The following is a 14,229-nucleotide window of genomic DNA, read 5'->3' as shown; positions in this document are numbered from 1 at the left end:
CTACACGCCTGCTTCTTCGGACTCGGCCTTGCGGCGCAGGTTCTCCGCCACCTCGGCCTCCCATGCCTGGTTGGCCTTGGTGGTGTCGACCTCGAACTCGAAGCGCTGAGTCATCTTCTCGGTGACGTCGGCGGCATCGACATAGAACTGCTCGTACCAGCGGCGCAGCTGGTAGACGGGCCCGTCCTCCTCGCACAGCAGCGGGTTCTCGACCTTGGACTTGTGCTTCCAGATCTCCACGTCCTGCAGGAAGCCGTCGCCGAAGAACTCGGTCATCGAGGCGGCCAGTTTCTCGGCGGTGGCGTCGTCGATGCCCTTGGGCTTCTCCACGGCCAGGCCGTACTGCAGCACGAAGGCGTCCTGGCTGACCGGGTAGTGGCAGTTGATCAGCACGACCTTGATCTCGTATCCGCCGTAGATGTTGATCAGCGGATTGACCATGTACGACGGCCCGAAGTACGAGGCCTCCGACTTCAGCAGCGTCTCGCCGCCGTACTTGGCGGCCATGCCGATATCGGGGCGGCCCTTGGTCTCGAGGAACTGCGTGGCCACATGCCCCTCGAAGACGTTCTTGAAGTACGTCGGGAAGGCATAGTGGATGTAGAAGAAGTGCGCCATGTCCACGACGTTGTCTATGATCTCGCGGCAGTTGGAGCCCTCGATGTGCATCGTGTTCCAGGTCCACGGCGTCCAGCCGCTGTCATGAACCTCGCTGGGGTTGCCCTCGGTGTCGGTGTAGGGGCCCTCGATGTGCGGGATCGTGACGTCGGCGGGCGGCTCGTTGCCCTCGTGGTCGTGCCAGATGAACAGCTGACCATTGCGTTCGAGCGTGGTCCACTTCCTGGTGCGGGCCAGCGGCGGAACGCGGCGCGCGTACGGAATCGAGGTGCACTTGCCGCTGGCGCCCCAGCGCCAGTCGTGGAACGGGCAGGCGATGTCGTCGCCCTTGACCGTGCCCATGCTCAGGTCGCCGCCCATGTGCCTGCAGTAGGCGTCGAGCACGCGGATCTCGTCGTTGGTGTCGGTCCACACCACGAGCTTGGTGCCGAAGATCTCGATCGCGTGCGGCTTGCCGTCGCGGTAGGTCTTCGCGAGACCGACACAGTGCCAGCCGCGCGCGAACCTGGTCGGCGTGGTGCCGACGTCGAGTTCCCTCACCTTGGGGTTGACTGCCATCCCGAACCCTCCTTGTTCACTAGAACACGTTACAAAATGAGGGCGCTTCACGCCAGTTGTCCAGCGAACTTCGCTCCACGCCCCTGTTATATCCGAGGTAGGGCCATCTTCTCGACAGAAATGAGAACCTGTTCTAATCTCAGAGTCGAACAAGAACCGGTTGTCGATCCGACAAGGCAGGAGCGGGCTCCGAAATGACGCAAGAAGTGACCGAACGGGTCGAGGCACTGCTGCCGACACTGCGTGAACGCGCGCAGGAGGCCGAGGACCTGCGCCGCATTCCCGAGGAATCCATGAAGGCGCTGCAGGAGACCGGCTTCTTCCGGCTGCTCCAGCCCACCCAGTGGGGCGGGCACGCCGCCGACCCGGTCGTCTTCTACGACACCGTGCGCCGCATCGCCAGCGCCTGCGGGTCCACCGGCTGGGTGGCGGGCATCATCGGCGTGCACAACTGGCACCTCGCGCTGTTCGATCAGCAGGCCCAGCAGGACGTCTGGGGCGAGGACACCGACGTGCGGATCTCCTCCTCCTACGCCCCGATGGGCGCCGGTCAGGCGGTCGAGGGGGGCTACATCGTGCGCGGCTCGTGGGCCTGGTCCTCGGGCTCGGATCACGCCACCTGGGCGGTGCTGGGCGGTCCGGTGATCAAGAACGGCAAGCCGGTCGACTTCGGCTCCTTCCTGATCCCGCGCTCGGACTACCGCATCGACGACGTGTGGAATGTCGTCGGCCTGCGCGGCACCGGTTCCAACACCGTGGTGGTCGAGGACATCTTCGTCCCCACCCACCGCTTCCTGAGCTTCCGCGCGATGAGCGAGGGCAGCGCGCCCGGCCTCGCGCAGAACCCCGACGCGGTCTACAAGATGCCGTGGGGCACCATCCACCCCACCACCATCTCCGCGCCGATCGTCGGCATGGGTTACGGCGCCTACGAGGCGCACGTCGAGCATCAGGGCAAGCGCGTGCGCGCGGCCTACGCCGGCGAGAACGCCAAGGACGACCCCTTCGCCAAGGTCCGCGTGGCCGAGGCGGCCAGCGATATCGACGCCGCCTGGCGGCAGCTCTCGGGCAATGTCGCCGAGGAGTACGCGCTGTTGCAGGCGGGTCAGGAAGTGCCCTTCGACCTGCGCGTGCGCGCCCGCCGCGACCAGGTGCGCGCCACCGGCCGGGTGATCGCCTCGATCGACAAGCTCTTCGAGTCCTCCGGTGCCACCGCGCTGGCCAACGGCACCCCGCTGCAGCGCTTCTGGCGTGACGCGCACGCCGGGCGTGTGCACGCGGCCAACGATCCCGAGCGCGCCTACGTCATGTACGGCACGCACGAGTTCGGCCTGCCCGTCACCGACGCCATGGTGTAGCCGATGACCCAGACCGCTGAACTCACCTACGAATCGACCTCCCGGTTCGCGCAGGTCACCCCCGACCTGAAACTGCACTATCACGAGGCGGGCGTGGGCAACGGCCCCACGATCGTGCTGCTGCACGGCGGCGGGCCCGGCGCCTCGGCATGGTCGAACTTCGCCCGCAACATCCCGGTGCTGGCGCAGCACTATCACGTGATCGCGCCCGATCAGCCCGGCTACGGCAAGTCCGACAAGCCGGTCGATCACCCGCAGTACTTCGTGCACAGCTCGAACGCACTGCTGGCCCTGCTCGATCACCTCGACATCACCGAGCGCGTGCACCTGCTCGGCAATTCCCTCGGCGGCGGCGCCTCGGTGCGATTCGCCCTGGACCACCCCACCCGCGCGGGCAAACTCGTGCTGATGGGTCCCGGCGGGCTGAGCACCAACCTGTTCGCGCCCGACCCGACCGAGGGCGTCAAGCTGCTCTCGAAGTTCACCTACGAACCGACCAGGGACAACCTGGAGAAGTTCCTGCGGATCATGGTCTTCGATCAGTCGCTGGTCACCGAGGAGCTCATCGACGAGCGCTTCGCCCTGGCCAATACCCCCGAGTCGCTGGCGGCCATGAAGGCGATGGGCAAGTCCTTCGCCGGTGCCGACTTCGAGAAGGGCATGCTGTGGCGTGACGCCTACAAGCTGCGTCAGCCGGTGCTGCTCATCTGGGGCCGGGAAGACCGGGTGAACCCGCTCGACGGCGCGCTCGTGGCCACCAAGGTGATCCCGCGCGTGCAGCTGCACGTGTTCGGCGGCTGTGGGCACTGGGCGCAGCTGGAGAAGTTCGACGAGTTCAACCGGCTCACCATCGATTTCCTCGGAGACAACTGATGAGTATCCGCGCACTCGGCTACATGCGCATCGAGGCCACCGACATGGCGGCCTGGCGCGAATACGGCCTCAAGGTCCTTGGCATGATGGAGGGCACCGGGCCGAACCCCGACGCCCTCTACCTGCGCATGGACGATTTCGCCGCCCGCCTGGTGATCGTGCCCGGCGAGCGTGACCGGCTGCTCGTCTCGGGCTGGGAGGTCGCCGACGCCCGCGGACTCCAGCAGTTGCGCGAGACCCTCGACAAGGCCGGGGTCTCCTTCACCGAGGGCACCAAGGAAGAACTCGACGAGCGGCGCGTCGAGGGCATGATCCGGTTCCAGGACCCCTCCGACAACACCCTCGAGGCGTTCTACGGCGCGCAGTACCTGGGCCGCCGCTTCGTGAGCCCGTACGGCCACAAGTTCGTCACCGCCGAACAGGGCCTGGGTCACGTGGTGCTCACCTGCACCGACGACGCCGCCGCCCAGGCTTTCTACCAGGACATCCTCGGTTTCCGGTTGCGCGACTCCATGCGGCTGCCCCCGCAGATGGTGGGTCGTCCCGCCGACGGCGACCCCGCCTGGCTGCGCTTCTACGGCTGCAACCCGCGTCATCACGCGCTGGCGTTCCTGCCGCTGCCCAACCCCACCGGCATCGTGCACCTCATGGTCGAGGTGGAGAACTCCGACGACGTCGGCCTCTGCCTGGACCGCGCGCTGCGCAAGAAGGTGAAGATGTCGGCCACGCTCGGGCGGCACATCAACGACAAGATGCTGTCGTTCTACATGAAGACGCCCGGCGGGTTCGACATCGAATTCGGCTGCGAGGGACTGGAAGTCGACGACCACGACTGGATCGCCCGCGAATCCACCGCGGTGAGTCTGTGGGGTCACGACTTCAGCGTCGGGTTCCGGCCATGACCGAACAGACCCCGGCGATCGACGGCCGGCAATTCCGTAATGTGCTGGGGCAGTTCTGCACCGGCATCACCGTGATCACCGCGCTCGACCCCGACGGTGCCCCGATCGGTTTCGCCTGCCAGTCCTTCGCCGCGCTGTCGCTCGATCCGCCGCTGGTGCTGTTCTGCCCGACCAAGGGCTCGCGTTCGTGGGCGGCGATCGAGGCGGCGGGCCGGTTCTGTGTGAACGTGCTGGCCGAGGAGCAGCAGCCGACCTGCGCGCGCTTCGGCTCCCGCGAGACCGACAAGTTCGCCGGAGTCGACTGGCGCACTTCCGAATTCGGGGTGCCAGTGCTGGCCGATTCGCTGGCCACCATCGAGTGCACGGTCGATTCCGTGGTCGACGGCGGTGACCACTACATCGTCATCGGCCGGGTCCACGCGCTGGCCGAATCGGAGACCACCGGTGGGCGGCCGCTGCTGTTCTACCGGGGTCAGTACACCGGCATCGAGCCGGACAAGACCACGCCCGCGCCGTGGCGCGCGGATCTGGACCACTTCCTCACCACCACCAGTCTCGACACCTGGTTGTGAATGTCGCTGCCGCCCCGCTCATCACGCGATGAGCGGGGCGGTTCGCATGTGCACTCAGCGTGCGGCGACCAGCGCGGTGAGCAGCGTCGCGGACAGTGCCGCGGCATTGGTCTCGGGTCCGTCCCAGTCGCGGGTGGTGACCGTCATCGCCGCGGGGTCCGGTGCGCCGATGCAGTGCCGCGCGAACGCGGCGAAGAAGCGGTCCGGGTCGAGCAGGGTCTCGGGGGCGTGGACACCCGGCCTCGGCTCCTCGGCCAGGAGCAGGGCGCCGACGGCGAGTGGTACGCCGGTGTTCTCGGCCATGGACAGGCCGGGGACCTGGGACAGCGCGGTGGCCACCGTCGCGGGTGAGTCGTGACGCAGACCGGTCGCGATCGCGAACAGCGGCGGGAGGCCACCTGCCGCGACGAGGGTGGCCGGGTCGGCGGGGAGCAGGTGTTCGGCGCGGGCGGCGAGACGGGCGGCGCGGTCGAGGGTCAGCAGGCGGCGGTCGATGGCCCAGCGCAGGGCTTGCAGGGCGGTCGTGGTCGTCCGGTCGCCGACGACCACCGAGGTGGCGGCGCGGAGGCCGGGGAAGGCCAGCGGCAAGGTGACGGCCTCCGGGTGGCCGAAGCTGCGGCCCTCGCCGGTGCCGAGTCCGGGATAGTCGAGGCGGAAGCGTTCCAGCGCAGGGCGTTCGGTGCGGGCGCCGTCACGGGTGACCGGGATGTCGCCGCTGATCTGGCGCATGCCGTGGACCACGGCGGCGGTCGGTCCGGTGGTGGTGGGTTCGGTGTGCGCCGAGTGGATGTTCCAGCCGGTGACCAGGGAGTCGACCCGGTCGAGTTCGGCACCCGCCCGCACCGCGAGCAGATTGGCGACGCCGGGGCTGGCGCCCATACCGAGCAGCGCGGTGACGCCGGCGGCCTTCGCTCGCGCGTCCAGTTCCAGCATCTCGATGGTGGGCTGTGGGTCGTCGCAGATGTCGATGTAGTCGCAGCCCGCGGCGATGGCGGCGGCCAGGATCGGCGGGCCGAAACGGAAGTACGGGCCGACGGTGTTCACGACGAGGTCGGCCGCGCGCAGGGCCGCGTCCAGCGCCGGACCGTCGGTCACATCCAGGCCCAGGGCCTCGACGCCCAGTTCCGCGGCGAACGCCCCGGCCGCCGCCTCGTCCCGGTCGGCGATCGTCAGCGCGGTCACCCGGCTGTCGCCGTGCAGGACGCGCGCCGCCACGCGCCCCATCTCCCCTGCCCCACCCAGTGCCAGAACTCGCATCACTACCTCCCCATCGAATATATTGACTATCATGACAATAAATAAAGTCGGGCGCCCGAGCAAGGCCAAGGAGCGGATCGCCGAGATCCTGCGGGCGGCGCGTTCGGTGGTGGCCGCGGAGGGTTTCTCCGCGACGACGCTGTCGCGGGTGGCCACGGCGGCGGGTGTGCAGCGCACCCTGGTCCTGCACTATTTCGGCAATCGCGACGGGCTCATGCGGGCCTTCATCACCGATGCGGTGGCGGCCTACGGCGATGCGATGTTGCGGCTGGGCGCCGACGAGCCGATCGAGCGACGGGTGGCGTCGATGTTCGAGCCGGGCGCGTACGAGAGTCGCGATGATCTGGTGGTGTGGTGCGAGCTGGTCGCGCTCGCGGCCAGGGAAAGCGTTGTGCGCGAGCGCCTTCGCGAACTCTGGACTGGGCGGTGGCTGCCCGGGCTCGAGCAGCAGCTCGCCGTTGCCTACCCGGCCGCGTCACCGGATCAGGTGGCCACCACGGCGTACGCCCTGGCCTGCCTGTTCGAGGCGCACTGGGCTTTCCACCTGCAAGGCGTGGACAGTCCCGAGCGCACCGATCAGGCACAGCGGGCCGCGCGAACCCTCCTCGCCGCGCTTGCGTAGATCGCCGGGCAAACTGCTCATTCGGTGAGCACTTTGCGGCGCAGGATGGTTCCCATGAACCAGATCGAATTCCTCACCTGCGCCGACGCCCGCGAATGGGATGCCTGGCTGGCGGCCAATCACGCGACCGTGGGCGAGGTCTGGGTCCGCATCGCCAAGAAGGGCGCACCCGAACCCTCGGTGACGATCACCGAAACCCTCGACGGTGCCCTCTGCTACGGCTGGATCGACAGCCACCGCCGCCGCCTCGACGACCACCACTACCTCCAGCGCTACTCGCCCCGGCGCGCCCGCAGCCCGTGGTCGCAGGTCAATGTGGCCAAGGCCGAGGCGCTCATCGCCGCGGGCCGTATGCGGCCTGCCGGTCTCGCCACCATCGAGGAGGCCGTCGCCGACGGCCGCTGGTCCCGCGCCTACGAACGCCAGAGCACGGCCGATACCCCCGCCGACCTGCTCACCGCCCTCGCTGCGCATCCCGCAGCCCACACCGCCTACGACGCCCTCGGCCGCTCCGACCAGTACCGGCTCTTCCTGCCGGTCCTCAAAGCGACGAGCCCCACCGCCCGGGCGCGCCGAATCGCCCAGGTCATCGAGGCTCTCACAGCGTCGGTCAGACCTCTTTGACCAGCACCGCACGCGTGTAGAGCAGCGAGAATCCCCGCCCCTGCGCATTCCGCTGGGACGTCGACCCGGGCTGGGTGGTGATCACCGCCAGCTCACACCCCGCCGCTTCGGCCTCGGCCAGCCGCGCGGACAGCAGTGCCGTCTGCACCCCGCGCCGCCGATGCCCGGGCAATGTCGCCGCCCCCGCGAGCGCCGCCACCCCGCCCCCGGTCCGCATACTCGCCCCACCGGCGGGCACACCATCACGAAACGCGAGATACCGACGAGTGTTGTTGGTGGAGGCCATATCCCGCATCACCGCCGCGATCGCCTCCCGCGGAAACTCCTCGTGCGAAGCCACACCCTCGTCATCGGCATGCGCGAACCCCTCCACCACCACATCCAGCCACGTCCCCATCTCCGCACCCTCGTCCCTGCGCACCTCCACCCCGACCGGCGCCACCCAACTCCGCCCACCGAGCTCCACCCCGAGCACATCCTCGAACGACACCAACCGATACCCCCGCCCCGTCAACTCCGCCCCGATCCGCGGATCCGCCAGATGCGCCAACTCCACCTGCACCGACACCCCCACCGCCGCATACGCCCGCTCGACTTCCTCCCACTCCCCCACCGAAGGCACCCCACCGAACCCCACCCCCACCACCTTGTTCAACGGCGACCCCACCCCCGTGAAACAAGCCGCCCCGCCCCCGAACCCCCGCACAAACCCCGCCCCCTCCCGCCCCGCGGCCACCTCAGCCGCCCCGGCAATAGCCGCAGCCTCCAACCCCTCGACCCGAGCCGCCAGCTCGACCCCACAGAACAATGTCCCGACAGATTCGCCCATCCTTCACTTATAACCCCCGCGTCCAGCGAGTTTCCCGCCATCCCGGGCCTGCTCACCGGGCATGATCGTCAGGTGAAGAAGAGTTACGGTGCCGTTCCCGATCCATCGGCCAAGCACCCGTACGACATGACCGACCGCGAGTTCTTCGCCGAGTTCGCCAAGAGGACCGGGCTGTATATCGGCTATACCGATCTGCGGGGCGTATTTGCCTACATCGAGGGTTACGACATGGCCTGTCGGCGGCGCGGTGAACCAGTACTGACCGGATGGCACGAATGGCTGGTTCGGTATCAGAACCTGGAGCACAGTCCACTGGCGTGGTCGGCGCAGATCCGGCAGATCGCGCTCCCCGACCACGACTCGGTGTCTCCGCTCACCAAGGAGCAGGAGACCATCGTTCTCACAGCGATTTTCGACCTGCTCGATACTTTCCTCGCCGAGCGGGAGTCCGCGCAACAGGTATCTTGACGCGAACGGCGTGGCCCGGGGGTGCCGGGTCACGCCGTTCGGTTGAGGTGGTGGGTCAGGCTGTGGTGGCTTCGCGTTGGAGTTCGAGGGCGATGTCGATGAGTTGGTCTTCCTGGCCGCCGACCAGTTTGCGTTGGCCTGCGCGGACGAGCATTTCGGCGGCGGAGACGCCGTAGCGTTCGGCCTGGCGTTCGGCGTGGCGCAGGAAGCTGGAGTAGACGCCGGCGTAGCCCATCATGAGGGCTTGGCGGTCGAGGAGGCATTCGGTGGGCATGGCGGGGCGGACGACGTCTTCGGCGGCGTCGGTGACGGCGAAGAAGTCGACGCCGGTCTTGATGCCGAGTTTGTCGCAGACGCCGATGAAGGCTTCGACCGGCAGGTTGCCCGCGCCGGCGCCGAAGCGGCGGGCGGAGCCGTCGATCTGGGTGGCGCCCGCGCGCACGGCGTAGACGGAGTTGGCGACGGCGAGGCCGAGGTTCTCGTGGCCGTGGAAACCGACCTGGGCGTCGTCGCCGAGTTCGGCGACCAGGGCCGAGACGCGGTCGGAGACCTGTTCGAGAACGAGGGCGCCCGCGGAATCGACGACGTAGACGCACTGGCAGCCCGCGTCGGCCATGATGCGGGCCTGCTTCGCCAGCTTCTCCGGGGTGGTGGAGTGGGCCATCATGAGGAACCCGACGGTCTCCAGGCCGAGTTCGCGCGCCAGGCCGAAATGCTGGATGGAGACATCGGCCTCGGTGCAGTGGGTGGCGATGCGGCAGATGGAGGCGCCGTTGTCCTGGGAGATCTTGATGTCTTCCTTGACCCCGACACCCGGCAGCATCAGAAAGGCGATCTTGGCCTGCTCGGCGGTCTCGGCGGCGGCCTTGATCAGTTCCTGCTCAGGGGTTTTCGAGAATCCGTAGTTGAACGAGGAGCCGCCGAGGCCGTCACCGTGGGTCACCTCGATGACGGGCACACCCGAACTGTCCAGGGCGGCAACGATATTACGCACCTCGTCGACGGTGAACTGGTGGCGCTTGTGGTGCGAGCCGTCGCGCAGCGAGGTGTCGGTGACGCGGACGTCGAGTTCACCCGAGAAGGGCTTCAGGATATTGCTCATGGTCGAATCTCCTTACACCCGAGCCGAGATGATCTGGTCGGCCAGCACATCGCCCACGCGGGTCGCGGCGGCGGTCATGATGTCGAGGTTGCCCGCGTACGGCGGCAGGAAGTCGCCCGCGCCCTCGACCTCGACGAAGATCGAGACCTTCGCCATGCCGCCGGAGATCACCGACGGATCGTCGAACTGCGGGTCGTTGAGCAGGCGGTAGCCGGGCACGTACTCCTGGATCGACTTCTCCATGCCGAAGATGCTCTCGGCGATGGCGTCCCGGTCGGCGTCTTCGGGGATGGCGCAGAAGATGGTGTCGCGCATGATCATCGGCGGTTCGGCGGGGTTCAGGATGATGATGGCCTTGCCGCGCTGCGCGCCACCGATGGTCTCCACACCCTTGGAGGTGGTCTTGGTGAACTCGTCGATATTGGCGCGCGTGCCCGGACCGGCCGACACCGAGGACACCGACGCCACGATCTCGGCGTAGGCGACCGGCACGACGCGGGACACGGCCGCCACCATGGGGATCGTGGCCTGACCACCGCAGGTGATCATGTTGACGTTCGGGGCGTCGCGCAGCGAGTCCAGGTTCACCGGCGGGATCACCGCGGGGCCGACCGCGGCCGGGGTGAGGTCGACCGAACGGATTCCCGCGGCCTCGTATTTCGGCGCGTAGGCGCGGTGGACATAGGCGGAGGTGGCCTCGAACAGCAGGTCCGGCTTCTCGTCGAGGGCCAGCAGCCAGTCCGCGCCCTCGGCGGAGGTCTCCAGACCCAGCCCGCGCGCCCGCTTCAGCCCCTCCGACTCCGGGTCGATGCCGATCATCCAGCGCGGCTCGATCTTGTCCGAGCGCAGCAGCTTGTACAGCAGATCGGTGCTGATATTGCCGGACCCCACGATCGCGGCGGTGACTTTGCTGGTCACGGTGTACTCCTAGGAAGTCTGGTCAGCTGAAACGCAAACGGACAGAACCGAGTCCGGTGAACTCGGCGAGGAAGTCGTCACCGGGACGGGCATCGATGGCGCGGGTGCAGGAACCGGGCAGCACGATGTCGCCGGCCTTCAACCGCACCCCGAAGCTGGCGACCTTGCGGGCCAGCCAGGCGACCGCGATCAGCGGATCACCGAGCACCGCGTCGGAGCGGCCCTCGGCCACGACCTCGCCGTTGCGGGTGAGCACGGCGTCGATGGCGGTGATGTCGATGTCGCCGGGCGCGACGCGTTCGCGGCCGAGCACGAAACCGGCGGAGGAGGCGTTGTCGGAGATGGTGTCGGCCAGGCCGATCTTCCAGTCCTCGATCCGCGAATCGATCAGCTCGATCGCGGGGGCGAAGGCGACGGTCGCGGCGAGCACGTCGGCCTCGGTGCAGTCGGCGCCGGGCAGGTCGGCGCCGAGCACGAAACCGACCTCGACCTCGACGCGCGGCAGCAGGTACTTCGAGGTGTCGACGGGGACGTCCTCGAAGACCTCCATCTCACCGAGCAGGTGCCCGTAGTCGGGCTCGTCGACGCCCATCATCTGCTGCATGGCCTTGGACGACAGGCCGACCTTGTGGCCGACGACCTTGGCGCCGGACCTGAGCCGGCGTTGGATATTGAGCAGCTGGATCTCGTAGGCGTCGACGACGTCGATCTCGGGAAACCGGCCGACCAGCGGCGAGACGGCGACCCGCTCGTCCTCGGCACGGGCCAGTTCGTCGGCGAGTCGGGTTCGTACCGCGTCGGGCAGCACGCGGACCTCCTTGGCAGCACGGGCGGAAGCTTGTGGACTTCAAAACTGTAACCGGTTTCCCGGACAACCATCAGCCCTTCTTCCAGACAACATAGCGGAAATAGGGTCTCATTCTATAACGTGTTCTACATGAGTGAGGAATATGATGTGGTGGTCGTGGGTAGCGGCGCCGCTGGGATGACCGCCGCCCTCGCCGCGGCTCACAAGGGACTGAGCGTCGTGCTGCTGGAGAAGGCCGCGCACTACGGCGGGTCCACGGCCCGATCCGGCGGTGGCGTCTGGATTCCGGGCAACAAGGCGCTGAAAGCCTCGGGCCGTCCCGACGACCGCGACGACGCGCGGACCTACCTGCACAGCATCATCGGCGATGCGGTGCCCGCCGAGAAGATCGACACCTACCTCGATCGCGGTGCCGAGGCCTTCGACTTCGTCCTCGACCACACGCCGCTGAAGATGAAGTGGGTTCCCGGCTATTCCGACTACTACCCGGAGGCGCCGGGCGGGCTGGGCGAGGGCCGCTCGTGCGAGCCGACGCCGTTCAACGGCAAGGTCCTGGGCGCCGAGCTGGCCAATCTGGAGCCGCCCTATGCCAAGGCACCGCTGAACGTGGTCGTCATGCAGGCCGACTTCGTGCGGCTCAACCTGATCAAGCGTCATCCCAAGGGCATGATGCGGGCCATGCGGGTCGGCGCGCGCACCTACTGGGCCAAGGCCACCGGCAAGCACCTGCTGGGGATGGGTCAGGCGATCATCGCCGCCATGCGCAAGGGCCTGCTCGACGCGGGTGTTCCGGTGCTGCTCGACACCCCGCTCACCGATCTGGTGGTCACCGACGGCCGGGTCACCGGCGTGCAGGCCACCGTCGACGGGAAGCCGACGACCTTCACCGCCCGCTACGGCGTGGTGCTGGGCACCGGCGGTTTCGAGCACAACGCCGACATGCGGGCCAAGTACCAGCGTCAGCCGATAACCACTGAGTGGACAACCGGTGCCGCGGCCAACACCGGCGATGGCATCGTCGCGGGTATGGCAGCGGGTGGCACGGTGGATCTCATGGAGGACGCGTGGTGGGGTCCGACGATCTTCAAGGGCGGCAAGCCCTGGTTCGCGCTGGCCGAGCGCAATCTGCCGGGCACCATCATGGTCAACGACCGGGGTGAGCGCTTCGGCAACGAGTCAGCGCCCTATGTCGAGGCGGTGCACACCATGTACGGCGGCGAGTACGGGCAGGGGCCGGGGCCCGGCGCGAACATCCCGGCCTGGCTGGTGTTCGACCAGCGCTACCGCAACCGCTACATCTTCGCCGGGTTGCAGCCGGGTCAGCGTTTCCCGTCGCGCTGGCTGGAGAACGACTACATCGTCAAGGCCGACAGCATCGCCGAGCTGGCCGAACGCATCGGCGTGCCCGCCGACAGCCTCACCACCACGGTCGAGCGGTTCAACGGCTTCGCCATCACCGGCAAGGACGTGGACTTCGGCCGCGGCAACAGCCACTACGACCGCTACTACGGCGATCCCACCGTCAAGCCCAATCCGTGCCTGGCCGAGATCTCGCAGGGCCCGTTCTACGCGGCCAAGATCGTGCCGGGCGACCTGGGCACCAAGGGTGGCCTGGTCACCGACACCTCCGGACGCGTGCTGCGCGAGGACGATTCGGTGATCGAGGGTCTCTACGCCTCGGGCAACACCAGCGCGCCCGTGATGGGCCACACCTACGCGGGCCCCGGCGCCACCATCGGTCCCGCGATCACCTTCGCCTACCTCGCGGTGCTCGATATCGCCGCCGCCAAGGCGGCCGCGGCCGCCCCGACCTCCTAGGAGTCAGTCGATGCCGATCGATCTGCAGACCGCGCTCGGCGCGGAGCTGCCCGCCAGGGAGTTCAGCTGGACCTCCACCGACGTGCAGCTCTACCACCTGGGCCTGGGCGCGGGCGCGCGCTACACCGAGCCCGCCGAACTGCGCTACCTCACCGACGGCACCCCGCAGGTGCTGCCCACCTTCGCCACCGTCGCGCCCACCCTGGGCGAGACCGATCCGCCGCGGGTGAGTTTCCCCGGCATCGAGATCGACCTGGCCAAGGTGGTGCACGGGCATCAGGAAATCGAGGTGCACCGGCCGATCCCCGCCACGGGCAAGGCGACCAGCACCGGCCGGATCAGCGAGATCTGGGACAAGGGCGCCAACGCGGTGATCGTGCAGGAACACACCGTGACCGGCTCCGACGGCGCGCCGCTGTGGACGGCGCGCTCGTCGATCTTCGCCAGGGGCGAGGGCGGTTTCGGTGGCGAGCGTGGACCGGGCGCCAAGACCGCGCTGCCGGAACGCGCACCCGACGCGGAGCTGCTGACGCCGACGCTGCCACAACAGGCCCTGCTCTACCGGCTCTGCGGTGACCGCAATCCGCTGCACTCGGACCCCGAATTCGCCAAGGGAGCCGGGTTTCCCGCACCGATCCTGCACGGGTTGTGCACCTACGGCACGGTCTGCAAGGCCATCACCGACGCGCTGCTCGACAGCGACGCGGCCCGGGTGGCCGGTTTCCGCGCCAAGTTCGCGGGCGTGCTCTATCCCGGCGAGACGCTGCGCGTCAAGGTCTGGCGCGAGGACGATCAGCTCATCGGGGTGGTCACCGTCGCCGAACGCGACGACGCGCCCGTGCTGAGCGACGTCGCCCTGCGCATCGCCTGAGCCGAACACCCCGGTGGCGGTGCGGGATTCG

Annotated in this window: 15 protein-coding genes; 9 read left to right on the top strand and 6 right to left on the bottom strand. The window is 68.2% G+C overall.

What is annotated here, in order from left to right; genetic code table 11:
- Positions 1–1,176 carry a Rieske 2Fe-2S domain-containing protein gene (locus ACFC06_RS20270; RefSeq protein WP_375933284.1) on the bottom strand — a complete coding sequence of 392 codons (1,176 nt, stop codon included), beginning with the start codon at positions 1,174–1,176 and terminating at the stop codon, positions 1–3.
- Between the two features lie 194 nt (positions 1,177–1,370).
- Between ACFC06_RS20270 and hsaA the strand changes: the two genes are divergently transcribed.
- Genes hsaA through hsaB form a run of 4 tightly spaced genes read left to right on the top strand, consistent with a single transcriptional unit; the run spans position 1,371 to position 4,881 of the window.
- Positions 1,371–2,534 (top strand): 3-hydroxy-9,10-secoandrosta-1,3,5(10)-triene-9,17-dione monooxygenase oxygenase subunit, encoded by a 1,164-nt coding sequence (gene hsaA, locus ACFC06_RS20265; RefSeq protein ID WP_375933281.1) that lies wholly within the window; start codon positions 1,371–1,373, stop codon positions 2,532–2,534.
- A gap of 3 nt (positions 2,535–2,537) precedes the next feature.
- On the top strand, positions 2,538–3,407 hold the full coding sequence (gene hsaD, locus ACFC06_RS20260; RefSeq protein WP_375933279.1) for a 4,5:9,10-diseco-3-hydroxy-5,9,17-trioxoandrosta-1(10),2-diene-4-oate hydrolase: 870 nt from the start codon (positions 2,538–2,540) through the stop codon (positions 3,405–3,407).
- The gene (gene hsaC, locus ACFC06_RS20255; RefSeq protein ID WP_375935654.1) at positions 3,404–4,309 is read left to right on the top strand and encodes an iron-dependent extradiol dioxygenase HsaC; all 906 of its coding nucleotides are present in this window, start codon (positions 3,404–3,406) and stop codon (positions 4,307–4,309) included. Before hsaD ends, hsaC begins: the two co-directional genes overlap by 4 nt.
- Positions 4,306–4,881: a 3-hydroxy-9,10-secoandrosta-1,3,5(10)-triene-9,17-dione monooxygenase reductase subunit gene (gene hsaB, locus ACFC06_RS20250; RefSeq protein WP_375933276.1), complete on the top strand. Its 576-nt coding sequence runs from the start codon at positions 4,306–4,308 to the stop codon at positions 4,879–4,881. The genes hsaC and hsaB overlap by 4 nt, the downstream gene beginning before the upstream one ends.
- A gap of 54 nt (positions 4,882–4,935) precedes the next feature.
- Here hsaB and ACFC06_RS20245 read toward each other — a convergent pair whose 3' ends face one another.
- The gene (locus tag ACFC06_RS20245) at positions 4,936–6,138 is read right to left on the bottom strand and encodes a saccharopine dehydrogenase family protein (RefSeq protein ID WP_375933273.1); all 1,203 of its coding nucleotides are present in this window, start codon (positions 6,136–6,138) and stop codon (positions 4,936–4,938) included.
- Positions 6,139–6,169: 31 nt separating this feature from the next.
- Here ACFC06_RS20245 and ACFC06_RS20240 point away from each other — a divergent pair, with 31 nt between their 5' ends.
- On the top strand, positions 6,170–6,760 hold the full coding sequence (locus ACFC06_RS20240) for a TetR/AcrR family transcriptional regulator (RefSeq protein WP_375933270.1): 591 nt from the start codon (positions 6,170–6,172) through the stop codon (positions 6,758–6,760).
- 54 nt (positions 6,761–6,814) lie between these two features.
- Positions 6,815–7,384, top strand: a complete 570-nt coding sequence (locus tag ACFC06_RS20235; protein WP_375933268.1) for a YdeI family protein — start codon at positions 6,815–6,817, stop codon at positions 7,382–7,384.
- On the opposite strand, the gene ACFC06_RS20230 is transcribed toward ACFC06_RS20235, so the two are convergent.
- Entirely contained in the window at positions 7,371–8,030 is a 660-nt protein-coding gene (locus ACFC06_RS20230) for a GNAT family N-acetyltransferase (protein WP_375935651.1), read from the bottom strand. The two genes, ACFC06_RS20235 and ACFC06_RS20230, sit on opposite strands and share 14 nt — an antisense overlap.
- Positions 8,031–8,285: 255 nt before the next feature.
- On the opposite strand from ACFC06_RS20230, the gene ACFC06_RS20225 reads away from it, so the two are divergent.
- The gene (locus ACFC06_RS20225) at positions 8,286–8,681 is read left to right on the top strand and encodes a hypothetical protein (RefSeq protein WP_375933265.1); all 396 of its coding nucleotides are present in this window, start codon (positions 8,286–8,288) and stop codon (positions 8,679–8,681) included.
- 55 nt (positions 8,682–8,736) lie between these two features.
- Here ACFC06_RS20225 and dmpG read toward each other — a convergent pair whose 3' ends face one another.
- Genes dmpG through ACFC06_RS20210 form a run of 3 tightly spaced genes read right to left on the bottom strand, consistent with a single transcriptional unit; the run spans position 8,737 to position 11,509 of the window.
- A complete protein-coding gene (gene dmpG, locus ACFC06_RS20220; protein ID WP_375933262.1) occupies positions 8,737–9,783 on the bottom strand; it encodes a 4-hydroxy-2-oxovalerate aldolase in 1,047 nt (348 codons plus the stop codon).
- 12 nt (positions 9,784–9,795) lie between these two features.
- Complete coding sequence (locus ACFC06_RS20215; RefSeq protein ID WP_375933259.1) at positions 9,796–10,701, bottom strand: acetaldehyde dehydrogenase (acetylating); 906 nt, start codon at positions 10,699–10,701, stop codon at positions 9,796–9,798.
- 22 nt (positions 10,702–10,723) lie between these two features.
- Entirely contained in the window at positions 10,724–11,509 is a 786-nt protein-coding gene (locus tag ACFC06_RS20210) for a 2-keto-4-pentenoate hydratase (protein ID WP_375933256.1), read from the bottom strand.
- 129 nt (positions 11,510–11,638) lie between these two features.
- Here ACFC06_RS20210 and kstD point away from each other — a divergent pair, with 129 nt between their 5' ends.
- Together kstD and ACFC06_RS20200 are read left to right on the top strand one after the other, a co-directional pair.
- Positions 11,639–13,327 (top strand): 3-oxosteroid 1-dehydrogenase, encoded by a 1,689-nt coding sequence (gene kstD, locus ACFC06_RS20205; RefSeq protein WP_375933253.1) that lies wholly within the window; start codon positions 11,639–11,641, stop codon positions 13,325–13,327.
- Between the two features lie 10 nt (positions 13,328–13,337).
- On the top strand, positions 13,338–14,198 hold the full coding sequence (locus tag ACFC06_RS20200) for a MaoC/PaaZ C-terminal domain-containing protein (RefSeq protein ID WP_375933250.1): 861 nt from the start codon (positions 13,338–13,340) through the stop codon (positions 14,196–14,198).
- The last annotated feature ends 31 nt before the right edge of the window (positions 14,199–14,229 follow it).

It is taken from the genome of Nocardia sp. NPDC056064, from assembly GCF_042266925.1.
In the GTDB taxonomy this organism is placed as follows: Bacteria; Actinomycetota; Actinomycetes; order Mycobacteriales; family Mycobacteriaceae; genus Nocardia.
Note: the sequence above shows the minus strand (reverse complement) of the source record. Positions and strands in the feature narration are given on the sequence as shown.

Bases quoted from the DNA above. Each gene is read 5' to 3' on its own strand.
- ACFC06_RS20270 (WP_375933284.1), bottom strand. From the start codon at position 1,176: ATGGCAGTCAACCCCAAGGTGAGGGAACTCGACGTCGGCACCACGCCG.
- ACFC06_RS20200 (WP_375933250.1), top strand. From the start codon at position 13,338: ATGCCGATCGATCTGCAGACCGCGCTCGGCGCGGAGCTGCCCGCCAGG.
- hsaA (WP_375933281.1), top strand. From the start codon at position 1,371: ATGACGCAAGAAGTGACCGAACGGGTCGAGGCACTGCTGCCGACACTG.
- hsaB (WP_375933276.1), top strand. From the start codon at position 4,306: ATGACCGAACAGACCCCGGCGATCGACGGCCGGCAATTCCGTAATGTG.
- dmpG (WP_375933262.1), bottom strand. From the start codon at position 9,783: ATGAGCAATATCCTGAAGCCCTTCTCGGGTGAACTCGACGTCCGCGTC.
- kstD (WP_375933253.1), top strand. From the start codon at position 11,639: ATGAGTGAGGAATATGATGTGGTGGTCGTGGGTAGCGGCGCCGCTGGG.
- hsaD (WP_375933279.1), top strand. From the start codon at position 2,538: ATGACCCAGACCGCTGAACTCACCTACGAATCGACCTCCCGGTTCGCG.
- ACFC06_RS20235 (WP_375933268.1), top strand. From the start codon at position 6,815: ATGAACCAGATCGAATTCCTCACCTGCGCCGACGCCCGCGAATGGGAT.
- ACFC06_RS20245 (WP_375933273.1), bottom strand. From the start codon at position 6,138: ATGCGAGTTCTGGCACTGGGTGGGGCAGGGGAGATGGGGCGCGTGGCG.
- ACFC06_RS20240 (WP_375933270.1), top strand. From the start codon at position 6,170: ATGACAATAAATAAAGTCGGGCGCCCGAGCAAGGCCAAGGAGCGGATC.